Source organism: Nocardia sp. NPDC058176 (assembly GCF_042883805.1).
Lineage (GTDB): Bacteria > Actinomycetota > Actinomycetes > Mycobacteriales > Mycobacteriaceae > Nocardia.
The window spans coordinates 2,580,972-2,603,242 of record NZ_JBHVVA010000001.1 but is presented as its reverse complement, the minus strand read 5'-3'; the positions used below and the strand labels follow the sequence as shown (position 1 = coordinate 2,603,242).

Sequence of the window (22,271 nt, the reverse complement as noted above, 5' to 3'; positions counted from 1 at the left end):
GGGGTCATCGGACCTCGGACCCGGCCCGCTGTCGTCTCAGCGGGTCGGTGGCGTGAGCTCGGTGATCGTGCCGAGAAGGCTGGTGACGTAGAGCGCGTCGGGATTCCAGCCGGGCCCGGCGCCGAACCGCACCGACGACGACAGCGGCAGCCCGTCGGCGATCGAACAGGTCTGTCCCGTATCCAGATCCACCCGCTGCACCCGGCCCGCGACATTGAGCGCCACGTACGCCGCCCCGTCGGGTCCGACGGCGAGATCGTCCGCCGAGTTGAGCGGCCCGAAGCCGGGAACCACCACCTGGCGCGGTGCCCGGCCGGGATCGGCGTAGTCGACCGCGGCGACCACCGTCTCGGGATCGAATGTCGTCGACACGACCAGGCGGTCGCGCGCGTGATCGAAGGCGAGCCCGTTGGTCGACGACAGCGACGGCGCGTAGGGCGTCGCCGTGCCGTCCGGCGCGACCCGGGTCAGAGTGCCCGCGCCGATGTCCCGGCTGACGACGAAATCCCCGTTCGGCAACTGCGCCAACCCGTTCGGCATCGTCATGCCCTTCGCGACCGTCGTCACCACACCGGTGTCGAGGTGCACCGCCCGGATCGCGCCGTCGGTACTGCCCGTGAGCGCGGCGGTGGCGCTGTTGCCGGTGGTGAAGTAGGCGATGTCACCGACGACGAGCACCGCGCCGGGCCCCGCGATGTCGCCGACCGCGACCGAGGTCGACCCATCGGCGCCCCGGCGCTGCAACGATCCGCCCGTGCCCGAGGCCGACTGCTCCGACAGCAGCACATTGCCCCGCCCGTCGAAACCGAGGTTCTCCAGGATCCCGTACCCGGTGGCCACGGTCCGCGGCGTCCACTGCGGACACGAGACCGGCTCGGCGGCAGCCGAACCCGTCGTCGGCAGGACCGCGGCGGTCGCGGCGACCGCCACGGCGCCGAACACACGAGACGTCGAACGGGACAGGTTCATCGGATTCCTCGGGTCGATCCGGAGACCGGGCCCGCGCATCGGCGACCCGGCCGGAGGTCGGCCTCAGCCTAGGGTCGCCGCGCTGATCACATCGGGTAAATCGGATGCTTGCGCGGATTGAACTCCGTGGTGACCGGGGCCTTGTCGCGGAGCAGGCGCAGCGCGTGCCGGATCTCGAGGCGGGTGCGCGAGGGTTCGATGACGGCGTCGATGTAGCCGCGTTCGGCCGCGACCCACGGGGTGGCGACCGTCTCGTTGTACTGGTTGATCATGAACTCCCGCGCCGCAGCGCGATGTTCCTCCGGCACCGCGGCCAACTGCCGCTTGCCGATCAAGTCGACCGCGCTCTCCGCGCCGATCACCGCGATCCGGGCCGTCGGCCAGGCGAAACTGACATCCGCGCCGACCTGGCGGGCCGCCATCATGCCGTAGGCGCCGCCATAGGACTTGCGCACCACCAGATTGATGATCGGCACCGTCGCCTCGATGATGGCGCGCGGCACCCGGCCGCCGCGGACGATCACGCCATTGGCCTCCTGCTCGAGCCCGGGCAGCACGCCAGGGGTGTCGGCGACGAAGACCAGCGGGATGTTGAACGCGTCGCACAGGCGGATGAAATAGGTCGACTTGTCCGAGCAGGCCGCGTCGATCGAACCGCCGAGCACCAGTGGCTGATTGGCGATCACGCCGACCGGACAGCCGTCGACCCTGGCGAATCCGGTGATCAGATTCGGGGCGAAGGCGGCGCGGATCTCGTGGAAGTCCCCGTCGTCGAAGATCCGCAGCAGGATCTCGTGCATGTCGTATCCGGCGCGATCGGAATCGGGAATGATCGAGTCGAGTTCGCGGTCCGAGGCCGTGATCTCCGGCTCCAGCCCGGGATTCACGATCGGCGGCTGTTCCACGCAGCTCGTCGGCATGAAGCCGAGATAGTCGCGGGCCCACGCGTAGGCGTCCTGCTCGGTCTCGGCCACGTGATGCAGGGTGCCGCGCTCGGCCTGCACCTGCGCGCCGCCGAGATCCTCGGCGGAGATGTCCTCGCCGTTGACGGCCTTGATCACCTCCGGCCCGGTGACGAACATGTAGGAATCCTTGGTGCCGATCAGCACATCGGTGTTGATCGGCCCGTACACCGACCCCGCCGCGCACTTGCCGAGAATGATCGACACCTGCGGCACGTATCCCGACAGCTTCTCCAGCACCCGCGAGATGTCACCGAACGAGGCGATCGAGCCCACCGCGTCCTGGATGCGCGCACCACCGGAATCGTTGATCGTCACCACCGGGCAGGCGTTGTCGAACGCCAGTTGCAAGGCCCGCATGAACTTTCGCGCCGAGGTGACGCCGACCGACCCGCCGTACACGGTCTGATCGTGCGCGATCACCACCACCGGCCTGCCGCCGATCAGCCCGCGCCCGGTGACCAGCCCGTCGCCGTAGAGCGCGTCGGGCTGCTCGGGTTGGCGGGCCAGCGCGCCGATCTCGATGAACGTCCCCGGATCGAGCAGCATGTCCATCCGCCGCCGAACACTCGGAATCCCCTTCTTCGCCCGCTTCGCGACCCCCGCCTCGCCCGCCGGTTCCGCGGCCACCGCCAGCGTCTTGACCAGTTCCTCGAGCTTCGCCTGGGTAGTAACCACGCCGCAACCTTCCGACCAACCATTGTGCCGCCGACGACGTTAAGCGGTATCGACGCCCGATAGGCCGTTGCGCCGGGGACCAGGGACAGGTCACAGTCGAGGCCGGAACTACATCCCCTCCCGAACAACCCGCGAGTGGCCCGGCGGGTGGGCTCCATGGATTTCTCAATGGTGTTGTGTTGCCTTGCTGCTGGGGGCCCGAGTCTGCCTAGAGTGGACAGATGGGTGTATCGCTTGCGCACAGGCAGACCGGCGTCATCGCGGTCGAGGAGATTGTGGTCTCGGTGCGGCATTCCGCGGCGATCGAGCTGTCGGCCTTGCTGCTGACCGCGCAGGGGTCGGTGCTCGACAGCAGTGGCCTGGTCTTCCGTGGCAGGCCGGTGGGGCCGGGGGTGCGACTCGCGCCGGGGCTGGGCGGACGGGCGGATTCGCTGGTGGTCGCGCTGCGGTCCGTGCCGGCGGGGATCGCGCACATCCGGATCGTGGTCACGCTGGCCGATCGGTCCGCGCACCTCGAGGACTATGCGCCGGGGGAGGTGAGTGTGGACGACGCGAACGGGAATCCGCTGTACGACTACGTGATCGATCGAGCCGGTCCGGAATCGACGGCCATCGCGGTCGACCTGGATCTGGTCGAGCGCGGCTGGCAGGTGCGCGCGGTCGGCGCGGGGTATCGCGGTGGTTTCGACGCGCTGGTCGCCGCGCACGGCGGCACCGTCGAGAGCCCGGCGCCCGCACCGGCCGCCGCACCGCGTGCGGTCCCGATTCCGCTGCCGGACAAGCCCGTTCGTCCCAAGGAATCCCGCCCGAACTCCGCCACGCCGAAGATCAGTTTGCGGAACGGCGACGACCCGCTGGCCTTCGTGAAGATGGGCCTCGGCTGGGATCCGGTGCGGGTGCAGGGTCAGTACGGCCTGCGCGAGGTCGACATCGATCTCGACGCCTCGGCGCTGCTGTTCGCCGGGGAGACGCTGGTGGACGCCGCGTTCTTCGGCGGGCTGGCGTCCAAGGACGGCTCGGTCCGCCATCTGGGCGACAACCTGACCGGTGACGGCGAGGGCGACGACGAGGTCATCACCGTCGACCTGACCAGGCTCCCGGCCCAGATCACCACCGTCGTCTTCGTCGTCACCTCCTATGCGGGGCACACCTTCGAGCTGGTCCGCAACGCGTTCTGGCGCTTGGTCAACGGCGCGAACAACACCGAGCTGGTTCGGTCGAATCTTCAGGTCGGCGGCCCGAACACGGGCATGGTGGTGGCCAAGTTGTATCGCGACGGCGCCGAGTGGAAAGTCGAATCGATCGGCGCGCCGATCCAGGCCGGTCACCCCGTCGAGGCGGCCGAACAGGTGCGGCGGTTCCTGGATCTCACCGAGTAAGGACTCGAGTCGAACTCAATCAGCCTGTGGGGCACGATGAACAGGCACAATTGTCAGCAGCCCAACGCGAGGAGGAACAGATGACCACAGGTGGCTACGACCCTCAGCTCGGTACGGCGGCCGGACTGTCGCCGGGCGGGCTCGGCAGGCGGGCCGGAGCTCGATTCATCGACTGGATACTCGCCGGAATCATCGGCGCGATCGTGTTCTGGTTGCTGAACAAGGCCAACGTCCCCGATTGGGTGTCGATTCTGCCGGGCGCCGGATTCGCGTTCCTGTACTTCGTCGTCTTCGAGGTCTCCAGCGGGTCGACGCCCGGAAAGAAGATTCTCGGCCTGCACGTCAACGGTGCCGGGGGCGCGGCGAAGCCGAGCGTCAAGGACTCCGCGCTGCGCAATGCGTACATGCTGCTCAACCTGATCCCCTGGGTCGGTGGTCTTCTGTGGTTCATCGCCGCCATCTCGATCGCGGCGACGATCAGCTCCAGCCCGACCAAGCAGGGCTGGCACGACCGGCTCGCCGACGGCACCCAGGTCGTCAGGGACTGACCCGCGCAACCTCGTGCGCCTGCTGGGCTCGCCGCCATGCGGCCGAGCGCAGCAGGCGCAGTCCGTTCAGCCCCACGATGATGGTCGACCCTTCGTGCCCGGCCACGCCCAGCGGCAGCGGCAGGTGCCCGACGAGGTCCCAGGTGACCAGGACGGCGATGAACGCGCCCGCGATGGCCAGATTGGCCAGCACCACCCGCCGTGCCCGCCGGGACAGGGCGATGACCGCCGGGATGGTCGTCAGGTCGTCGCGCACCACGACCGCGTCGGCGGTCTGCAGTGCGAGATCGGAACCCGCTCCGCCCATGGCGATTCCGACGTGCGCGGTGGCGAGGGCGGGCGCGTCGTTGATGCCGTCACCGACCATGGTCACCCGCGCGCCGCCGGTTTCCAGCTCGCGAATGGCCGATACCTTCGCCTCGGGGAGCAGATTCGCGTGGACTTCGGTGATCCCGACCCGCGCGGCGAGGTGGATCGCGGTGGTGCGGTCGTCGCCGGTGAGCAGGACCGGCGCGGCCCCGGTCGACGCGGTGAGCGCGGTGACGGCGGCGGCCGCGTCCGGGCGGACCTGGTCGGCGATCCCGAGTACCGCGATCGGGGTCCCGTCGGCGAGCACGATCACCGCGGTCATTCCGCGAGTGCGAAGCGTCTCGATGATCGCGGTCGTGTTCTCGTCGGCGGTGGGCAGCAGGGTGGTGGGGGAGCCGACCCGGATGAGCTGCCCGTCGACCAGCGCGGACACACCCCGGCCGGGCTGCGCCGCGAAGTCCTCGGCAGGTGGGACCTCGAGTCCGCGTCGCCGCGCGGCCCGCAGGATCGCCGCGGCCAGCGGGTGCTCGCTGGCATGTTCGGCCGCGGCGGACAGGCGCAGGACCGCGTCGTCGGTGTATTCCCTATCGAGGGAACGGATTTCGGCGAGTTCGGGGACGCCGCGGGTGAGCGTGCCGGTCTTGTCGAAGGCGACCCGCGTGGTCGTGCCGAGCTGTTCCATGACGACCGCGGACTTCACCAGCACGCCGTGCCTGCCCGCGTTGGCGATCGCGGCCAGCAGCGGCGGCATCGTCGCCAGGACGACCGCGCACGGTGAGGCGACGATCATGAAGGTCATCGCCCGCAGCAGTGAATCACGCAGTGTCGCACCGAAAGTCAGCGGGATGGTGAACACCGCCAGGGTGGCCACCACCATGCCGACAGAGTAGCGCTGCTCGATCTTCTCGATGAACAGCTGCGTCTTCGCCTTGGTCCGCGAGGCCTCCTCGACCAGGCTCGCGATGCGCGCGACGACGGAGTCCGCCGCGCGTCGATCCACCCGTATCCGCAGTACGCCGGTGCCGTTGAGGGTGCCTGCGAACACTTCGTCGCCGGTGAGCTTGTCGACCGGCATGGATTCGCCGGTGACGGTGGCCTGGTCGACTTCGCTCGCCCCACCGAGCACCGTGCCGTCGGCCGCGATCCGTTCGCCCGGGCGTACCAGGATCACCGCGCCCACCTCGAGCGCCTTGGCCTCGACGGTGCGCTCCTCGCCGTCGGTGAGCAGCGTCGCGGTGTCGGGCGCGTAGTCGAGCAGTCCGCGGACGGAGTCCTCGGTGCGTGCGGTCGCCACCGCTTCGAGCGCGCCGGACACCGCGAAGATGACGATGAGCAGGCCGCCGTCCAGCACCTGCCCGATCGCGGCCGCCCCGATCGCGGCGACGACCATCAGCAGGTCCACGTCCAGGGTCTTCGCCCGCAGGGCGCGCAGCCCGGCGAGTCCGGGTTCCCAGCCGCCCGCGCCGTAACAGGCCAGGTAGAGCGCCGTGGCCACCCAACCCGGCGCACCGCTGAACTGCGCTGTCAGGCCGAGCAGGAACAGCACCGAGGCTGCTGCTGCCCAACGCATTTCGGGTACATCGCGCAGGCGCGTCCGGCGGGCCGAGATCGGCGCGAGCGCGATGCCGGGACGCAGGGGTGTAGCGGTGGACGAGGCCACGGGTCACCTCCGGAAGTGGGAAGAACCCGAAGATACCAGAACACATGAAGACGTATTCATGTGTACCTGAACGGTACACTCCGTCGCATGGGACACGGCGTGGATGGTCGCGACCGGCCGGTCGGACGGCTGGACGCCGACGCCGCCGCGCACGTCGCCACCACCCTGCAGGCCCTGGCCACCCCCAGCCGGCTGCTCATCCTCGCCGAACTACGCCACGGCCCCCTGCCGGTGACCGAACTCGCCGACGCCGTCGGCATGGAGCAGTCCGCGGTCTCACACCAGTTGCGCCTGCTCCGCAATCTCGGCCTGGTCACCGGCACCCGCTCCGGCCGCAGCGTGATCTACAGCCTCTACGACGCCCACGTCGCCCAACTCCTGGACGAGGCCATCTACCACAGCGAACACCTCCGCCTCGGCCTCGCCGACCGCCCGGAATCCGCACGCTCCACCGTCGAATCGTGAGTGGCAGAAGGCATTCGGTGAGCGCGCCGGGCCGCTCACTCACACCGGGTCGCGCAGCGTCGCCGGTGTACCGATCGTGATGACCGCGGCGACCACGATCGCCCCGGTCGCCACCGCCACCGTCATCGGCCACCCCATCCACGCGACCGCCCAGGCGCCGAACGCCGTTCCCAGGCTGCCGCCGACGAAGTACACCACCATGTACGCGCTGTTGAACCGGGCGGGCGCGGTGGGATCGATCGCCAGCACGGTGCTCTGGTTCGCGACCTGGGCCGCGAACAGCCCCGCATCGAAGAGCGCCAGACAGATCAGCGCGGTGACGGTACTGGCGAGGCCGAGCCCGAGCACGGCGGCCGCGGCCGCGGCCATGGCCAGGCCGATCAGCACGACGCGGCGGGCGCCGACGCGATCGGTCCACGTGCCCGCCACCCGCGTGGCGACGATCCCGAGCAGTCCGGCGAGGGCGTAGAGACCGATCCGTTCGGCCGAGTACTCGAACGGCGGGGCCGACAGCGCGACCGCGAGCCCCGCCCACACGGCGCAGAACGCGAAGAACCACAGCGCACCGCGCGTGGCGGCGAGCCGCAGCGTCGCGTACCGGGCGAACAGGCCCGGAATCGACCGCAGCACAGCGAGATAGCCTCGCGCGCCCGCACCGGGGGCGGCGGGCAGGATCAGCGGCGCGGTCGCCGCGATCACGGCGCAGGCCGCGGCGAACACCAGCAGCGCACCCCGCCAGCCGATGGTGTCGGTGAGCCAGCCGCCCACGATCCGCCCGGCCAGGATCCCCGCCGAGATCCCCGCGGTCACGATGCCGAGCACGGTCGCCCGCCGCGGCGCCGCCGCCAACCGGCCCGCCACCGAACTCAATCCCGCACCCACCGCGGACCCGGCCCCGACCACCCCGAGCACCACACCGAGTAGCCACACCTGTCCGACCACGGCATTGAGCGCCAGAGCCGCTGCGAGGCAACCGAACTGCGTCGCGATCACGGATCTCGGCGGAAACCGGTCGACCAGCGGAACCAGGAGCATCAGCCCGCACAGATACCCCACCGGCCCGCACGCCAGCGCCACCCCCACCGCCGCCGGTGAACTGTCCAGCGATCCCGCGACCGCGCCGATCGCCGGTTGCAGCGGATACACCGTCGCCGTCCCCAGCGCCGCCGCCAACGACATGTACCAGACGACAGGGTCGCGCAGTTCGCGCGTCCCGGTCCCTACGACAAGATCAGTCTTCATTTCCCGAGCGTAGGAATTCGCGACCCCGCGACGCTGGCAGGAAACGGACGTCAACAGGACGGCTCCACGATCGTGGGCGCACCTGCCACGAGGGAGCGGATTCAGCCGGTCGAACGGCGGATCAGCGGCGGACCGTGTGGGTGCTGCCCGCGGTCTTGGCGGCGTAGAGCGCACGGTCGGCGCGGTCGAGGACGGCGTCGGCGTCGGCGCCCGCCATGGGGGCGAGGACCGCGCCGATGCTCACCGCCACGGTGATGCGGGCGCCGTCGACGGTGAAGGGCTGGGCGAGGGCGCGGTGCATGCCGGTGACGATGCTGTCGATGTGGTCGTTGTCGGCCGGTGGGGCGGCCAGCACGATGAATTCGTCGCCGCCGGTGCGGGCCAGCAGACAGCCGTGCCGGATGGCGGCGGCCTCGAGCCGCGCCGAGACCTCGGCCAGCAGCCGGTCACCGGCGATGTGGCCGAAGGAGTCGTTGACCTCTTTGAAGTTGTTCAGATCCAGGGCGAGCACCCCGGCGACGGCATCGGGCGCCGCGTCGGCGATCACGGTGTGCAGGCGGTCGAGCAGGTGCCTGCGGTTGGGCAGCGCGGTGAGCGGATCGTGCATGGCCTGCCACTGCAGCTGCTCGGTGGCGGTGCGGCGCTCGGTGATGTCCTCGCCGAACGCGAGCAGATAGCCGCGGTCGCCGCCGGGGGAGGCGCACCGGATCACCGTCCACGCCGTCCACACCATCGAGCCGTCGGACCGGGGAAAGCGACCCTCGATGTGGATGGTGCCGGTGGGGGAGGCGTCCAGCGCCGACTCGACCCGTTCCTGTACCTCGGCGCGACGTTCGGGCGGGAACAGCATGAAGCCGTCGGTGCTGCGCAGTTCGTCGACCGAGTGCCCGGCGAGCCGCTCGAAGGCGGGGTTGGCGTCGAGGATGTGGCCGCGCTCGTCACCGAGCGAGATCCCGATCGAGGCATGCCGGAAAGCCAGCTCGAAGCCCTCGGCATAGGGCGCCGGGGAGTGCAGCGCGCGGGCGAACCCGGTGCAGAAACCACCGATCACGGCGTCGGCGGCCGCGATGTCGCCGGGGCGTGCCGTCTCGGCGAGCGTGCGCAGGACCGGCACCGCGGTGCCGAGGGCCGCGGGGTCGGTGATCCCGGCCGCGACCAGTCCGGCGCCCGCCTGCTCGGCCACGGCGGGGTCGAACTCGGGGCGAGCCAGACCCGCGCGCAGGTGGGCGACCAGATCGACGACCGCCGTGGCCAGGACATCGGCGGGCAGCGGGCCGAGGTCGGCCAGCTGTTCGAGCCACTGCTGCACGGTGTCGTCGAAGGTCATGTCGGTGTCGGTTTCCGGGTCGGTCACCTCGGCCGGGGCGGCGCGGAGGCGATTGCCGTGATCATGCCACGGGTGGCCGGACATTATCAGGTCGATCGACCAGATCGCGGTCGCGTCTGCTGTCCGCGCGGCACGGCACCGGACTGTGAATGGACACAGTCTTGCGCGCGAGGGCGGCGGCCGTGCCCGCCAGGGCCGAGGGTGGAACGATGAAGCACCTTTCCGACCGTGACATCCTGGCCGAACTCGCGCCCGTCGCCGAAGCCAATCTCAACGACCATCTCGCCAAGGCCAAGGCGTGGAATCCGCACGATTACGTGCCCTGGGACGAGGGCCGCAATTTCGCCGCCATGGGCGGCATCGACTGGGAACCCGGGCAGTCGCGACTGAGCGAGGTCGCGAAAGCCGCGATGATCACCAATCTGCTCACCGAGGACAATCTGCCCTCCTACCACCGTGAACTCGCCGACACCTTCGGGCTCGACGATGCCTGGGGCACCTGGGTGGGCCGCTGGACCGCCGAGGAGAACCGGCACGGGATCGTGCTGCGCGACTACCTCGTGGTGACCCGCGCGGTCGATCCGGTCGCGCTGGAACAGGCGCGGATGACGCACATGACCGCCGGAATAGCGAAACCGGAGAAGGGTTCGCAATTCCTGCGCTCGGTCGCCTATGTCACCTTCCAGGAATTGGCGACCCGGATCAGTCATCGCAATACCGGGGCGCTGTGCGCGGAGCCGGTCGCCGAACGCATGTTGCAGCGCATCGCCGCCGACGAGAACCTGCACATGATCTTCTACCGCAAACTCTGCGCGGCCACCCTCGACCTGACGCCCGACGAGAGTATTCGCGCCATCACCGATGTCGTCCTGCGATTCCAGATGCCCGGCCTCAACCAGCCCAACTTCCGGCGCAACGCGGTGCTGCTGGCCAAACACGGCGTCTACGATCTGCGCCAGCATCTCGACGTCGTCCTGAAGCCGGTGCTGCGGGCGTGGAATGTCTTCGAGCGCAACGATTTCACCGGACCGGGCGAGCAGGCACGCGAGGAATTGCACCGGTACCTCGTCGACCTCGAGACCAAGGCGGCCCGCTTCGAGGAACAGCGCGAACGGGTGCTCGCGCGTGAGCACGCGCGCGCCGCGAGCTAGCTCAGCGCTCTTCGCTGTGCAGCCAGGTGCCGATCATCCTGGCGGTCATGGCGATCGATGATTCGCGATCGGTATCGGAGATGCCGTCGGCCGAGGCGCGCAGCACGGCGGCGAATCCGGTATTGATCAGCACGCGCGCCATCATCTCGTTGTCGCGGTCGTTGCCCGGCCCGAGATAGTTGATCAACACGAGTTTGACCAGCAGCCGCAGCCGCGGTTCGAGTTCGGGCAGGCCGCTGCTGTAGAACTGGACGCTGGCGACGAGCGCGCGCACCAGCGCGGCCTTGGCGACCAATACCTCGGCGAAGACGTCGAGAATCTCGGCCGCCACCCGGATGTAGTCGTCGAGCGAGCGCGGATCCACCGCCGTGGGCAGGTCGAAGACCCGCTCGGCGAATTCGCGCTCGGCATCGGCGATGAGCCGTTCCAGGATCTCCTCGACCAGAATGGAACGATCCGAGAAGTATCGGTACAGCGTGCCGATACTGATTCCCGCCGTGGTCGCGATCAGATTGGTCGAGGTCTGGGCGATACCCCGCTCGCCGAACAACTCCGCGGCGGTGTCGAGAATGCGCTCGCGCGTCGCTTTGGCCCGTTCCTGGGTGGGTTGCCTACGCCGGTCGACTGCCTTCGGCGGCATATCCGAACTCCTGCCTCGTCTGGGACAGAGGCCAGTATCGGCCGGGGTGATCGCCGGAACCAAGCGCGCACCGGCACTCCTGTGACTGTGGCCAATATCGGGCCGAGGTCATTGCCGTGGGCCACGCCTTGCGCCGATGGTGGATACGTGGGAAATGCAGTCCCACACATCTGGTGGTCGGCAACCGGCATCAGGTCCGACCGCATACCGACTCCGTTCCGAGGCCGTCCGGCCTCGGGGCGGCTCGGCTCGAACCTGTTGTGGAATGTGGACATCGGAGTCTTATGAACACCTTGTTCGACTGCCATCGCGGCTGGGTCGCTGACATCTTCGCCGACGGCCTGCACGGCCCCGGCGTTGCCGCGCACCCGGCGGCGATCGCGGCGCTCGACGCCACCCCGCTCACCCCCGCGCTGTGCCGCACCCGCGAACCCGACGAGGTGATCGGCTGGCGCGTGCTCTGCTCGTGCGGCGCCTGGCACGGGCGCACCTGGCTGCGCACCGAGAATCCGGTCGACCACGATCCGGTGCTGCGGCGATTGCACTGCCCCAGCGGACGGCTCGACGCGAGCGCCACCGCCCTGGTACTCGCGGAATGGGACTACCACCGCGTCGAGATGCAGGCCCTGATCCCGGTGCTCCTGGCCTACCAGGACTCGGTCTCGGCCCAGCGGCGCCTCGTCGAGGCCGTGCGCTTCGTCCGCTCGGCCGGTGCCTCCTGGGCGGCCATCGGGCAGGTGAGCGGTGTCGGCTCGGCCGAGGACGCCGAACTACGTTTCGGTCCCGAAGCCTGTGACATGTGCTGAATGGCGCACACCAAAGGGTCCTGACCTGGGCTTGTGAGCTGTCGCAGGCCGCATCGGTAGCGCTTCGCGGCCGCTGTTCCGCGGCGCACCGTGATCCGGAGACCGGTCATCGTCGACCGGTCCGGACGCGAGGAGACAGCGATGGTTTCGGTGTGGCGAGCGGCGATGGCGGTGGTCGCGACGGTGGGTCTGCTGGGTTCGGCGGCGCAGATCGTACAGGCGCAGGTGCCGTGGCCGACCGGGGTGGCCGACCTGCCGTCGACGTGGACTCCGGCGCTGCCGGGGACCTACGGACCCGACACCGCGGTGGTGATCCTCGGCTACGGCCTCACCCCGGAGGGCGCGATGCGCGAGGAGCTCGTGCGACGACTGCGCGCCGGCCTGCTGCAGGCGGCCCTGGCGCCACTGTCGCCGGTCATCGTCACCGGCGGGAATCCGCGTGCCGGCATCACCGAGGCCGATGCGATGGCGGCGTGGCTGGTGGCCAATGGTGTTGCACCGGAACGGATCCTGCGGGAGGACCGGGCCGACTCGACGGTGCAGAACGCGCGCCGCACCGCGACCATGATGGCCGATCGCGGACTGCGCGCAGCGGTACTGGTGACCTCCGACGACCACATCGTCCGCGCGGCGACCGCCTTCGCCGATGCCGATGTCGCCGTGGTGGGTGAGCTGACGCCCGACCGGATCCCGTGGTTCGTCCAGCCCCTCTGGCTCGGATCGTTCGGAGCCGGCGCGGTCTCGGCAGCACGCTGATAATTCTCGACACAGCGTTGACTATTACCATCGGCATGTGGATTATTGCTCCGCATGAGCGCTTTCCCTTCCCGTCCCCTGAGTCGACGCACCATGCTCGCGGGCTCGCTGGCCGCCCTCGGCGCGCTCGCACTGCCCGGTTGCGCACCCGCGCCGAGCGGCGCCGTCGCACTGGCCGACGCGGACACCCTGTGGCGCTGGGTCGAGAAGATGGTCGAGGGCGGTCCCCGCTTCACCGGCAGCCCGGCCCACCGCCGCTGGATCGACCACCTGGCCGGTGAACTGGAGTCGATCGGTGTGCCCGTCGAGCGTTTCCCCACGCTGCTGAAGTACTGGAACGCCACTTCGTGGGCGCTGTCGGTGACCGACGCGCACGGCAGCACCGAGCAGATCCCCGTCGCCTACTACTGGCCCTACTCGGGCACCACCCCGGCCGCCGGTGTCACCGGCCTGCTCGCCGAGCACACCACCGACGCGGATCTGACCGGCAAGATCGTGCTGCTGGACCGGGTGCCGACGAAGGTGGGCGCGGCGGTCCTGCAGGCCGCCACCGACGCGCGGCCGAAGTCGCTGCTCGCCGAGGCCGCGCTCGAAGATCCGACCCGGCTGTGGGCGTACGCCGCGCCGAGCCTGCGCGCGGCACGCGAACGCGGTGCCGTGGGGGCGATCGGCATCCTGCCCGCCGCGCCCGCGGACGCGAAGGACCAGTTCTCGCCACACCAGCAGGCCCTCGCCGATCTGCCCGCCGTCCAGCTCGATCGGGTGCAGGGCGCCCGCCTGCGCGCGCTGCTCGAGCGCGGCCCCGTCACCGCGACCCTGACCCTCACCGCCGACACCGACGACGCGGCCACCGTCGACTACCTCGTCGCCACCCTGCCCGGCAACGGTGCCGAGCCCGGCGCGATCCTGCTGATGACCCACACCGACGGCCAGAACGCCATCGAGGAGAACGGCGCCGCCGCGGTGCTGGCGATGACCGAGTACTTCGCGAAGATCCCCCGCGAAGACCGTGCTCGCGACCTCTGCGTCGTGTTCTCACCCGCCCACATGACCGCCGCAGACAGCGGTGTGCACGCGAAGGCCTGGCTCGAGCAGAACCCCGCGATCACGAACCGGATCGTGGCCGCGGTGGTTCCCGAGCACCTCGGGGCGATGCAGTGGGACGCCGCCGGCGGCGAGGGCCCGTGGCGGCCCAGCGGCAAACAAGAACTGCTCATCCTCGGTGTCGGCAACAGCCCGGAACTCACCCGGCTGGTCGCCACCGAACTCGAGGCGAGCGAGCTGGAGCGCACCGTCGTCGCGGGGCCGTACACGAACAACCTCTACGGCGAGGCGACCGGGCCGTACCAGGTCGGGATCCCCACGGTGACCGCGATCGCGGGCCCGAACTACCTCGTGCAGGTCGCAGGCGACGGCGACCTCGACAAGCTGGATTCCGCGCTGGCGCACCGGCAGACGCAGTACCTGACCCGGGTCACCGAACAACTGCTGAAGGCGAAGTGGCTACCTGCTCCCCGGTAGTACGGAGCCGATATCGGTAGGCTCACCACCGTGACGATGGCCGAGCAAGTCGACGAATCGCGCTGATGGCGCAGACACGGCAACCGCGTGGCCGACGTGGTCCCAGCAAGGGCGATCTGCGCGAGGCGGCGATCCTGGACACGGCCAGGCAGCTGGTGGCCGAGCGGCCGATCGCCTCGATCACGGTGGATCAGCTGGCCGGTGGTGCCGGGTTGTCGCGGTCGACCTTCTATTTCTACTTCGAGTCGCGGGACGCGGTCTTCTACACCCTGGCCACCGACAGCCTGGCCGAACTCGGTGGCATCCTCGGCGAATTCGAGAGCACCACACCGGCGCGGGCCGCGATCCGCCAGGCCGTCGTCCGCTACCTGGAGCGGTGGCGGGTGCACGGTCCGCTCCTGCGCGCCCTGTCGGATCACGAACTGCAGCTGCACGAACCCTGGCAGACGGTCCACACGCGGGCCGCGGACAGCATCAGCGCGCTGATCGAGGCCGAACGCGCCGCCGATCGCGCACCCGGTGGACCCGACGCCCGCGATCTCGCGGTGGCCTTCCTGGCGATGATGTGGCGCGCCGGCTACGAATTCTCCGTCGAACAGCCGACCGGGGACGCGGCGATTCGCAAGGTCGACACCCTCACCACCGTGTTCGTCCGAAGCATCTGGTGCACCCCGGACTAGGCGCCGCACACCCGCGCGATCACCCGGTGTGCTGGTGGGCGACGGGTTCGGCGTGGGTGGCCCCGATCCAGTGCAGCAACTGGTGGACGGTGTCGTCGGCGAGCCGGTAGCGCACGATGCGCCCGTCCTTGGCGGCGGCGACCCAGCCCTGCTGGCGCAGCAGCCGCAGCGCCTGGGAGGTCGCGGTGGCCGACATACCCACCGCCGCTGCCAGATCGCTGACGCTGATGTCGGGCGCGTGGTGCAGACACAGCAGCAGGCGCAGCCGGTTCACGTCGGAGAGCAGGTCGAATCGCCCGGCCCAGTGCTCGATGCCGGCGATCTTCAACGCGGACGCGGCACGGCTGACGTGCTCGGGATCCAGGGAGGGACTGACTGCCACGATTCCACTGTGCCTTTCCGGGGCGGAGAGAACCAGTCGTACGTCTCAGCAATTCATGTGTTCACATGAGCATATATCCGGCGTATCATCTTGATGGGTGACCCAGATCACTGTGGCAATGCATATGAGCGACGGCATCGTCGATGCGCCGACCTCGTTGCTGTTCGCGGTGATCGCGATCGCCGGACTGGGTTACGCCGCGTGGCGGGCAAGGGCTGATCTCGACGAACGTGCCGCCCCGATGGCCGGTCTGGTCGCCGCGTTCATCTTCGCGGTGCAGATGGTGAATTTCCCGATCCTGCCCGGGGTGAGTGGGCACCTCCTCGGCGGGGCGCTGGCCGCGATCCTGGTCGGCCCGTATCTCGGGGCGCTGTGCGTGGCGATCGTGCTGGTCGTCCAGGCACTGCTGTTCGCCGACGGCGGATTGTCGGCACTGGGTACCAACATCACGAACATGGCGTTGATCGGCGTCGGCGCGGGGTATCTCGTCGCACGGCTGGGGATCGGGCTGCTCGGCAAGCGCTCCGACGCGGGCATCGGGATCGTGGCCTTCGTCGCGGCGCTCATCGGGACCCTCTGCGCCGCCATGGGTTTCGTCGTCGAGTACGCGATCGGTGGCGCGGCGGGCTCGACGGTCGGCGCGGTCGCCGGGTACATGTTCATCACCCACGCACTGATCGGGATCGGCGAGGGGATCATCACCGCGATCACGGTGGTCGCCGTGGCCAGGGCCAGACCCGATCTCGTCTACCTGCTGCGTGCCGCCTCGGCGCGGACGGAGACGTCCTCGCTGCGCGCGCGGGTCTCGGTCCCGGGCTTCCTGCTGGCGTTCGCCGCGGCGGCGGTGCTCGTCGCGGGCGCGCTGTCCTACGTCGCGAGCTCGCACCCCGATGGTCTCGACGCCACCACCCAGCGCGGGTGCACGACGGTCGAGGTCGACAGTGTCGAGGAGCTGCGCGGCGAGTGCATCGCGCAGAACGCGGCCGAACACCGCCTCGCCGATTCCCCACTGGCCGACTACGCGATCGGCGGGGACGAGGCATGGGTCGGGCTCGCCGGTGTGCTCGGTGTCGCCGTCGCGTTCGCGGTGCTGTTCACGGTGGTCAGGGCGATCGGCCGACGGTCGAGCACGGCGGACGACGTTGTCGCCGGGTCGGATCCGGGGCCGAGGTAGGTGAGCGGCCCCAGCCGACTGCTCTACCTGGCGGGGGACTCGCCCGCGCATCGCGCGCCGACGGAAGTGAAGATCGTCTGCGCGGTGCTCGCCGTCTTCGCCGTCGTGGCCACTCCGCGAGAGTTGTTCTGGCCCTACGGTTGTTACGCGCTCGGCCTGCTCGCCGTCTGGCGCTGGTCCGGCATTCCGCTGCGCTGGATCGCGCCGCGCCTGCTCATCGAAGTGCCGTTCGTGGTGCTGGCGGTGTTGTTGCCGTTCGCCGTCGGGGAACCGCGCACCGAGTTCCTCGGCCTGTCGCTGTCGACCACCGGGCTCTGGGCCGCGTGGGGAATCATCGCGAAAGGCACTCTGGGCGTGGGTATCTCGTTGACCCTGGCGGCCACCACGAGCGTGCGCGACCTGCCCGGCGGGCTCACCCGGCTGCGCGTGCCCGGCATGATCGTGATGATCGTGGTCCTGATGCTGCGCTATGTCGACGTGCTGGTCGCCGAGGCGGGCCGGATGCGGCTGGCCCGGATCTCGCGGGGCGACGACCCGCGCACGCTGCGCCAGGCCGGGGCGACGGCACGCGGGGCGGGCACCCTGTTCCTGCGCTCCTACGAACGCGGCGAACGGGTGCACCTGGCCATGCTGTCGCGCGGATTCGACGGCGCGGTACCGGATCTCGGCATCGCGCCCGTGCGCGGCAAGCAATGGGTGCTCGGCTGCCTGCCCGCCGTCGCGGCGATCGCGATCTGTGTCAGTGCTTGGATGGTCCGGTGACCGAACCGGCAGTACCCGCCGTGCGCGTGACCGACCTGAGCTACGCCTACCCCGACGGCACCTGGGCGCTGCGCGGCGTCGACCTCGAGGTCGCGGCGGGGGAGCGGGTGGCGGTGCTCGGCCCCAACGGCGCGGGAAAATCCACCCTCATGCTGCACCTCAACGGGGTGCTCACCGCCACCTCGGGCGAGGTGCGCATCGGCGGTACCCGGCTGGAGCGCGAGACCGTGCGGGCCATCCGGCAGCGGGTCGGGGTGGTGTTCCAGGACCCCGACGACCAGCTGTTCATGCCCACCGTCGAACAGGACGTCGCCTTCGGTCCCGCCAACTTCGGCGTGCGCGGCGCGCAGCTCGCGGAGAACGTGCGCGAGGCACTCGCCGCCGTCGGGATGTCGGATCGCGCCGGTCGTTCCCCGGCCCACCTGTCGCTGGGCGAACGCCGTCGCGCCGCCCTGGCCACCGTGCTGTCGTGTCGTCCCGAGGTGCTCGTCCTCGACGAACCGGCCGCCAATCTCGACCCGGTGGCGCGCCGCGAACTGGCCGACATCCTGCTCGCCCTGCCGACCACCCTGCTCGTGGTGACCCACGATCTGCCGTACGCGCAGCGGATCTGCGATCGCGTGGTGATCCTCGACGCGGGCGAGATCGTCGCCAACGGCCCGGCCGCGCGGATCCTCGGCGATACCGCTCTGCTGGCCCGGCATCGGCTGCACTGAGTGGGAGTAGCCTCGGGATAGGTTCTCACCTTCGACGAGCCGAGACCGCGATGCACGAAATGGCCATCACCCAAAGTGTCATCGACGCCGTGTGTGAACACGCGGCGGGACAGCGGGTGCACAGCGTCCTGGTCGAAGTGGGCGTGCTGTGCGCGGTGGTTCCCGAGGCCATGCGCTTCTGTTTCGAGCTGGCCGCGGAGGGGACCCTCGCCGAAGGCGCCCGCCTCGAGATCGACGAGGTACCCGGCGCCGCGCTCTGCCGGACCTGCGGCGCCGAATTCACCCTGACCCAACCGATCGCCCTGTGCGATTGCGGCAGCGCCGATGTCGACATCAGGGCCGGACACGAACTCCGAATTCGATCCATGGAGGTGAGCCGAGAATGTGCGCAACCTGCGGATGTGGCGACGACGCGGCAGCAGTGATCACCCTGCCGCACGAACACGAACACGAACACGAACACGGTCATGATCACGACCACCCGCACGAGCACGGTCACGACCACCCGCACGATCACGCCCACGGCGCCGACCACGTCCACCTGCCGGTGACCGAGACCATCACCCTCGAGCAGAAGGTCCTCGCCAAGAACGACGAACTGGCCCAGCGCAATCGCGACTGGCTCGCCGCCCGCGACATCCTGGCCCTGAACATGACCAGCTCGCCAGGGGCGGGCAAGACGACCCTGCTCGAGCGCACGATCCGCGAGTTCGGCGACGCCTCGATCGCGGTCATCGAAGGCGATCAGGCCACCCTGCTCGACGCCGAACGGATCGGCGCGACCGGCTGCCGGGTGGTCCAGGTCAACACCGGCGCCGGCTGCCACCTCGACGCCGAGATGACCCATCGCGCGCTGGAAACCCTCGATCCGGCGCCGGGCAGCCTGTTGTTCATCGAGAACGTCGGCAACCTGGTGTGCCCGGCGCTGTTCGATCTCGGCGAGCGCGGCAAAGTCGTGGTGATCTCGGTGACCGAGGGCACCGACAAGCCGCTGAAGTACCCGCACATGTTCGCCGCCGCCTCGCTGGTCCTGGTCAACAAAATCGATCTGCTGCCCTATGTCGACTTCGACCTGGCGAAATGCCGCGAATACGCGGCCATGATCAATCCCGGCGCCGAGATCGTGCCGATCTCGGTCACCAGCGGCGAGGGCATGGCGCGGTGGTACGAGTGGCTGCGCAGCCAACGCGCGGCTATTGATGATCACGCACCGGCGACCTAGACTGTTGTGATCAGGATCACAAATCCACATCGCTTCAGAAAGTGGCACAGCCCATGCCCACCAAGGAAGCAACCACAGCGGAACAGACCCTGATCCACGTCCTGTGGATCAACGCCGGTCTCAGTTGCGACGGAGACTCGGTCGCGTTGACCGCTGCCACGCAACCCAGTATCGAAGAAATAGCCCTCGGCGCCCTGCCCGGACTCCCGCAGATCGCCGTCCACTGGCCCCTGATCGATTTCGAATGCGGACCGACCGGCGGCGCCGACGACTTCCTGGAATGGTTCTTCAAAGCCGATCGTGGCGAACTCGAACCGTTCGTGCTCGTGGTGGAGGGGTCGATTCCCAACGAACAACTCCACGACGAGGGCTACTGGTGCGGATTCGGTAACGATCCCGCCACCGGTCAGCCCATGACGACCAGTGAATGGCTCGATCGTCTGGCACCGAAAGCCACCGCGGTGGTCGCGGTCGGCACCTGCGCCACCTACGGCGGCATCCACGCGATGGCGGGTAATCCCACCGGCGCGATGGGGGTGCCCGACTATCTGGGGTGGGGCTGGAAATCCAAGGCCGACATCCCGATCGTCTGCGTCCCCGGCTGCCCGGTCCACCCGGACAACATGTCCGAGACGCTGACCTACCTGCTCTACATGGCGACCGGCCAGGCGCCGATGATCCCCCTCGACGAGGCGCTGCGCCCGAAGTGGCTGTTCGGCGCCACCGTGCACGAGGGCTGCGATCGCGCGGGCTATTACGAGGAAGGTGATTTCGCCGACGAATACGGCTCCCCGAAATGCATTGTGAAACTGGGCTGTTGGGGCCCGGTGGTCAAATGCAACGTCCCCAAACGGGGCTGGATCAACGGTGTCGGTGGCTGCCCGAATGTGGGCGGCATCTGCATCGGCTGCACCATGCCGGGATTTCCGGACAAATTCATGCCGTTCATGGACGAACCGCCGGGCGGGAAGATCTCCTCCACGGCATCAGGGCTGTACGGGTCGGTGATCCGCAGCCTGCGGCACATCACCGGACGCACCGTCGACAAGGAACCGCGCTGGCGGCACAAGGGCGAGAAGCTGGAATCCGGCGCCACCCGCACCTGGTAGGAGGCGATTGGAATGACTGCCATCATCCCCGAGCCGTCGCACAAGAAGATCGAGCCCGACCGTCTCGTCGAGATGGCGTGGGATCCGATCACCCGAATAGTCGGCAGCCTGGGAATCTATACCAAGATCGATTTCGAGAACCGCGAAGTGGTCGAGTGTCACAGCACCTCGTCCATCTTCCGCGGCTACTCGATCTTCATGCGGGGCAAGGATCCCCGCGACGCGCACTTCATCACCAGCCGCATCTGCGGCATCTGCGGCGACAATCACGCCACCTGTTCGTGCTACGCGCAGAACATGGCCTACGGCGTGAAGCCGCCGCACCTGGGTGAGTGGATCGTCAATCTCGGCGAGGCCGCGGAATACATGTTCGACCACAACATCTTCCAGGAGAACCTGGTCGGCGTCGACTTCTGCGAGAAGATGGTCGCCGAGACCAATCCCGGCGTCCTCGCGCAGGCCGAGCAGACCCTGGCTCCGCATTCGGACGCGCACGGCTATCGCACCGTCGCCGACATCATGCGCGCGCTGAATCCGTTCACCGGCGAGTTCTATCGGGAGGCGCTGCAGGTCAGCCGCTACACCCGCGAGATGTTCTGCCTCATGGAGGGCAGGCATGTGCACCCCTCGACGCTGTATCCGGGCGGTGTGGGCACGGTCGCGACGATTCAATTGATGACCGACTACATGACCCGGCTGATGCGCTACGTCGAGTTCATGAAGAAGGTCGTGCCGATGCACGACGACCTGTTCGACTTCTTCTACGAGGCGCTGCCCGGCTATGAACAGGTCGGTCTGCGGCGCACCCTGCTGGGTTGCTGGGGTTCGTTCCAGGATCCGGAGGTGTGCAATTTCGAATACAAGGACATGGAGGAGTGGGGTCGGCGGATGTTCGTCACCCCAGGTGTGGTCGTCGACGGGAAATTGGTGACCACCTCCCTGGTCGACATCAATCTCGGCATCCGAATCCTGTTGGGCAGTTCGTATTACGACGACTGGACCGATCAGGAGATGTTCGTCAAGACCGATCCGCTCGGTAATCCGGTCGATCGGCGCCATCCCTGGAATCAGCACACCAATCCCAAGCCGCAGAAGCGCGACATGGACGACAAGTACAGCTGGGTGATGTCGCCACGCTGGTTCGACGGCACCGACTATCTCGCCCTCGACACCGGTGGCGGGCCGCTGGCCCGGCTGTGGTCGACGGCGCTGGCCGGACTGGTCGACATCGGCTACGTGAAGTCCACCGGGCACAGTGTGCAGATCAACCTGCCCAAGACGGCTTTGAAGGGGCCGGTCGAATTCGAGTGGAAGATCCCCGAATTCGGCAGCAACACCATCGAACGCAATCGCGCCCGCACCTACTTCCAGGCATATGCCGCCGCCAGCGCGCTGCACTTCGCCGAGCAGGCGCTCGTGGAGATCCGGGCGGGCCGGACCAAGACGTGGGAGCACTTCGAGGTGCCGGAGGAAGGCATCGGCTGCGGGTTCACCGAGGCGGTGCGCGGTGTGCTGTCGCATCACATGGTGATCCGCGACGGCAAGATCGCCAACTACCACCCGTATCCGCCGACGCCGTGGAACGCCAACCCCCGCGACAGTTTCGGCACGCCGGGACCGTACGAGGACGCGGTGCAGGGCCAGCCGATCTTCGAGGAGAACGACCGCGAGCACTTCAAGGGCATCGACATCATGCGCACCGTGCGCAGCTTCGATCCCTGCCTGCCGTGCGGGGTGCACATGTACCTCGGCAACGGCAAGTCGCTGGAGAAACTCCACTCGCCGACACAGACCCTCACCGGGGAGTAACGGT

At 68.9% G+C, this 22,271-nt stretch carries 22 protein-coding genes and 1 pseudogene; 16 read left to right on the top strand and 7 right to left on the bottom strand.

Going from position 1 to position 22,271, the window contains the following annotated elements:
* Positions 1-36: 36 nt before the first annotated feature.
* The gene (locus ACFVVM_RS12100) at positions 37-969 is read right to left on the bottom strand and encodes an SMP-30/gluconolactonase/LRE family protein (protein WP_387616505.1); all 933 of its coding nucleotides are present in this window, start codon (positions 967-969) and stop codon (positions 37-39) included.
* Positions 970-1,055: 86 nt separating this feature from the next.
* On the bottom strand, positions 1,056-2,609 hold the full coding sequence (locus ACFVVM_RS12095) for an acyl-CoA carboxylase subunit beta (protein WP_387616503.1): 1,554 nt from the start codon (positions 2,607-2,609) through the stop codon (positions 1,056-1,058).
* A gap of 221 nt (positions 2,610-2,830) precedes the next feature.
* Here ACFVVM_RS12095 and ACFVVM_RS12090 point away from each other — a divergent pair, with 221 nt between their 5' ends.
* Positions 2,831-3,988 carry a TerD family protein gene (locus ACFVVM_RS12090; protein ID WP_387616501.1) on the top strand — a complete coding sequence of 386 codons (1,158 nt, stop codon included), beginning with the start codon at positions 2,831-2,833 and terminating at the stop codon, positions 3,986-3,988.
* A gap of 80 nt (positions 3,989-4,068) precedes the next feature.
* On the top strand, positions 4,069-4,536 hold the full coding sequence (locus ACFVVM_RS12085; RefSeq protein WP_387616499.1) for an RDD family protein: 468 nt from the start codon (positions 4,069-4,071) through the stop codon (positions 4,534-4,536).
* Here the strand turns inward: ACFVVM_RS12085 and ACFVVM_RS12080 are convergent.
* Complete coding sequence (locus ACFVVM_RS12080; protein WP_387616497.1) at positions 4,526-6,505, bottom strand: heavy metal translocating P-type ATPase; 1,980 nt, start codon at positions 6,503-6,505, stop codon at positions 4,526-4,528. The genes ACFVVM_RS12085 and ACFVVM_RS12080 overlap by 11 nt on opposite strands.
* Before the next feature lie 87 nt (positions 6,506-6,592).
* Here ACFVVM_RS12080 and ACFVVM_RS12075 point away from each other — a divergent pair, with 87 nt between their 5' ends.
* Positions 6,593-6,970 carry an ArsR/SmtB family transcription factor gene (locus ACFVVM_RS12075; protein ID WP_387616495.1) on the top strand — a complete coding sequence of 126 codons (378 nt, stop codon included), beginning with the start codon at positions 6,593-6,595 and terminating at the stop codon, positions 6,968-6,970.
* Positions 6,971-7,009: 39 nt separating this feature from the next.
* On the opposite strand, the gene ACFVVM_RS12070 is transcribed toward ACFVVM_RS12075, so the two are convergent.
* Together ACFVVM_RS12070 and ACFVVM_RS12065 are read right to left on the bottom strand one after the other, a co-directional pair.
* Positions 7,010-8,212 (bottom strand): MFS transporter, encoded by a 1,203-nt coding sequence (locus ACFVVM_RS12070; RefSeq protein WP_387616493.1) that lies wholly within the window; start codon positions 8,210-8,212, stop codon positions 7,010-7,012.
* A gap of 121 nt (positions 8,213-8,333) precedes the next feature.
* On the bottom strand, positions 8,334-9,623 hold the full coding sequence (locus tag ACFVVM_RS12065) for a diguanylate cyclase domain-containing protein (protein WP_387616490.1): 1,290 nt from the start codon (positions 9,621-9,623) through the stop codon (positions 8,334-8,336).
* Between the two features lie 125 nt (positions 9,624-9,748).
* Between ACFVVM_RS12065 and ACFVVM_RS12060 the strand changes: the two genes are divergently transcribed.
* Positions 9,749-10,690, top strand: coding sequence for an acyl-ACP desaturase (locus tag ACFVVM_RS12060; RefSeq protein ID WP_387616488.1), 942 nt, complete (start codon positions 9,749-9,751; stop codon positions 10,688-10,690).
* A 1-nt stretch (position 10,691) separates the two neighbouring features.
* On the opposite strand, the gene ACFVVM_RS12055 is transcribed toward ACFVVM_RS12060, so the two are convergent.
* A complete protein-coding gene (locus ACFVVM_RS12055; RefSeq protein WP_387616486.1) occupies positions 10,692-11,330 on the bottom strand; it encodes a TetR/AcrR family transcriptional regulator in 639 nt (212 codons plus the stop codon).
* A gap of 284 nt (positions 11,331-11,614) precedes the next feature.
* On the opposite strand from ACFVVM_RS12055, the gene ACFVVM_RS12050 reads away from it, so the two are divergent.
* The 4 genes from ACFVVM_RS12050 to ACFVVM_RS12035 all read left to right on the top strand — a co-directional run bounded on the left by ACFVVM_RS12050 (position 11,615) and on the right by ACFVVM_RS12035 (position 15,093).
* A complete protein-coding gene (locus tag ACFVVM_RS12050) occupies positions 11,615-12,136 on the top strand; it encodes a hypothetical protein (protein WP_387616484.1) in 522 nt (173 codons plus the stop codon).
* Between the two features lie 141 nt (positions 12,137-12,277).
* Positions 12,278-12,892 carry a YdcF family protein gene (locus ACFVVM_RS12045; RefSeq protein ID WP_387616482.1) on the top strand — a complete coding sequence of 205 codons (615 nt, stop codon included), beginning with the start codon at positions 12,278-12,280 and terminating at the stop codon, positions 12,890-12,892.
* A gap of 54 nt (positions 12,893-12,946) precedes the next feature.
* Positions 12,947-14,413: a hypothetical protein gene (locus ACFVVM_RS12040; protein ID WP_387616480.1), complete on the top strand. Its 1,467-nt coding sequence runs from the start codon at positions 12,947-12,949 to the stop codon at positions 14,411-14,413.
* Positions 14,414-14,478: 65 nt separating this feature from the next.
* A complete protein-coding gene (locus ACFVVM_RS12035; protein ID WP_387616478.1) occupies positions 14,479-15,093 on the top strand; it encodes a TetR/AcrR family transcriptional regulator in 615 nt (204 codons plus the stop codon).
* 19 nt (positions 15,094-15,112) lie between these two features.
* On the opposite strand, the gene ACFVVM_RS12030 is transcribed toward ACFVVM_RS12035, so the two are convergent.
* Positions 15,113-15,475, bottom strand: a complete 363-nt coding sequence (locus tag ACFVVM_RS12030) for an ArsR/SmtB family transcription factor (protein ID WP_387616476.1) — start codon at positions 15,473-15,475, stop codon at positions 15,113-15,115.
* A 118-nt stretch (positions 15,476-15,593) separates the two neighbouring features.
* Here ACFVVM_RS12030 and ACFVVM_RS12025 point away from each other — a divergent pair.
* The 8 genes and pseudogenes from ACFVVM_RS12025 to ACFVVM_RS11990 form a co-directional block, all read left to right on the top strand.
* Positions 15,594-16,250 (top strand): annotated as a pseudogene (locus ACFVVM_RS12025) (energy-coupling factor ABC transporter permease); the annotation flags it as partial.
* Positions 16,227-16,649 (top strand): PDGLE domain-containing protein, encoded by a 423-nt coding sequence (locus ACFVVM_RS12020; protein ID WP_387616844.1) that lies wholly within the window; start codon positions 16,227-16,229, stop codon positions 16,647-16,649. The pseudogene ACFVVM_RS12025 and the gene ACFVVM_RS12020, both read left to right, overlap by 24 nt.
* A complete protein-coding gene (gene cbiQ / locus ACFVVM_RS12015; protein ID WP_387616474.1) occupies positions 16,650-17,411 on the top strand; it encodes a cobalt ECF transporter T component CbiQ in 762 nt (253 codons plus the stop codon). It abuts the gene before it with no gap.
* Positions 17,408-18,127, top strand: a complete 720-nt coding sequence (locus ACFVVM_RS12010; protein ID WP_387616472.1) for an energy-coupling factor ABC transporter ATP-binding protein — start codon at positions 17,408-17,410, stop codon at positions 18,125-18,127. Before cbiQ ends, ACFVVM_RS12010 begins: the two co-directional genes overlap by 4 nt.
* Positions 18,128-18,177: 50 nt before the next feature.
* Complete coding sequence (gene hypA, locus ACFVVM_RS12005) at positions 18,178-18,552, top strand: hydrogenase maturation nickel metallochaperone HypA (RefSeq protein WP_387616470.1); 375 nt, start codon at positions 18,178-18,180, stop codon at positions 18,550-18,552.
* Complete coding sequence (hypB, locus tag ACFVVM_RS12000) at positions 18,510-19,349, top strand: hydrogenase nickel incorporation protein HypB (protein WP_387616468.1); 840 nt, start codon at positions 18,510-18,512, stop codon at positions 19,347-19,349. The genes hypA and hypB overlap by 43 nt, the downstream gene beginning before the upstream one ends.
* A gap of 53 nt (positions 19,350-19,402) precedes the next feature.
* Positions 19,403-20,458, top strand: a complete 1,056-nt coding sequence (locus ACFVVM_RS11995; RefSeq protein ID WP_387616466.1) for a hydrogenase expression protein HypE — start codon at positions 19,403-19,405, stop codon at positions 20,456-20,458.
* Between the two features lie 12 nt (positions 20,459-20,470).
* Positions 20,471-22,267: a nickel-dependent hydrogenase large subunit gene (locus ACFVVM_RS11990; protein WP_387616464.1), complete on the top strand. Its 1,797-nt coding sequence runs from the start codon at positions 20,471-20,473 to the stop codon at positions 22,265-22,267.
* The last annotated feature ends 4 nt before the right edge of the window (positions 22,268-22,271 follow it).

Coding starts and splice junctions, on each gene's coding strand:
- ACFVVM_RS12100 (WP_387616505.1), bottom strand. CDS start 969: ATGAACCTGTCCCGTTCGACGTCTCGTGTGTTCGGCGCCGTGGCGGTC.
- ACFVVM_RS12090 (WP_387616501.1), top strand. CDS start 2,831: ATGGGTGTATCGCTTGCGCACAGGCAGACCGGCGTCATCGCGGTCGAG.
- ACFVVM_RS12085 (WP_387616499.1), top strand. CDS start 4,069: ATGACCACAGGTGGCTACGACCCTCAGCTCGGTACGGCGGCCGGACTG.
- ACFVVM_RS12075 (WP_387616495.1), top strand. CDS start 6,593: ATGGGACACGGCGTGGATGGTCGCGACCGGCCGGTCGGACGGCTGGAC.
- ACFVVM_RS12070 (WP_387616493.1), bottom strand. CDS start 8,212: ATGAAGACTGATCTTGTCGTAGGGACCGGGACGCGCGAACTGCGCGAC.
- ACFVVM_RS12065 (WP_387616490.1), bottom strand. CDS start 9,623: ATGTCCGGCCACCCGTGGCATGATCACGGCAATCGCCTCCGCGCCGCC.
- ACFVVM_RS12060 (WP_387616488.1), top strand. CDS start 9,749: ATGAAGCACCTTTCCGACCGTGACATCCTGGCCGAACTCGCGCCCGTC.
- ACFVVM_RS12055 (WP_387616486.1), bottom strand. CDS start 11,330: ATGCCGCCGAAGGCAGTCGACCGGCGTAGGCAACCCACCCAGGAACGG.
- ACFVVM_RS12050 (WP_387616484.1), top strand. CDS start 11,615: ATGAACACCTTGTTCGACTGCCATCGCGGCTGGGTCGCTGACATCTTC.
- ACFVVM_RS12045 (WP_387616482.1), top strand. CDS start 12,278: ATGGTTTCGGTGTGGCGAGCGGCGATGGCGGTGGTCGCGACGGTGGGT.
- ACFVVM_RS12040 (WP_387616480.1), top strand. CDS start 12,947: ATGAGCGCTTTCCCTTCCCGTCCCCTGAGTCGACGCACCATGCTCGCG.
- ACFVVM_RS12035 (WP_387616478.1), top strand. CDS start 14,479: ATGGCGCAGACACGGCAACCGCGTGGCCGACGTGGTCCCAGCAAGGGC.
- hypA (WP_387616470.1), top strand. CDS start 18,178: ATGCACGAAATGGCCATCACCCAAAGTGTCATCGACGCCGTGTGTGAA.
- hypB (WP_387616468.1), top strand. CDS start 18,510: ATGTGCGCAACCTGCGGATGTGGCGACGACGCGGCAGCAGTGATCACC.
- ACFVVM_RS11995 (WP_387616466.1), top strand. CDS start 19,403: ATGCCCACCAAGGAAGCAACCACAGCGGAACAGACCCTGATCCACGTC.
- ACFVVM_RS11990 (WP_387616464.1), top strand. CDS start 20,471: ATGACTGCCATCATCCCCGAGCCGTCGCACAAGAAGATCGAGCCCGAC.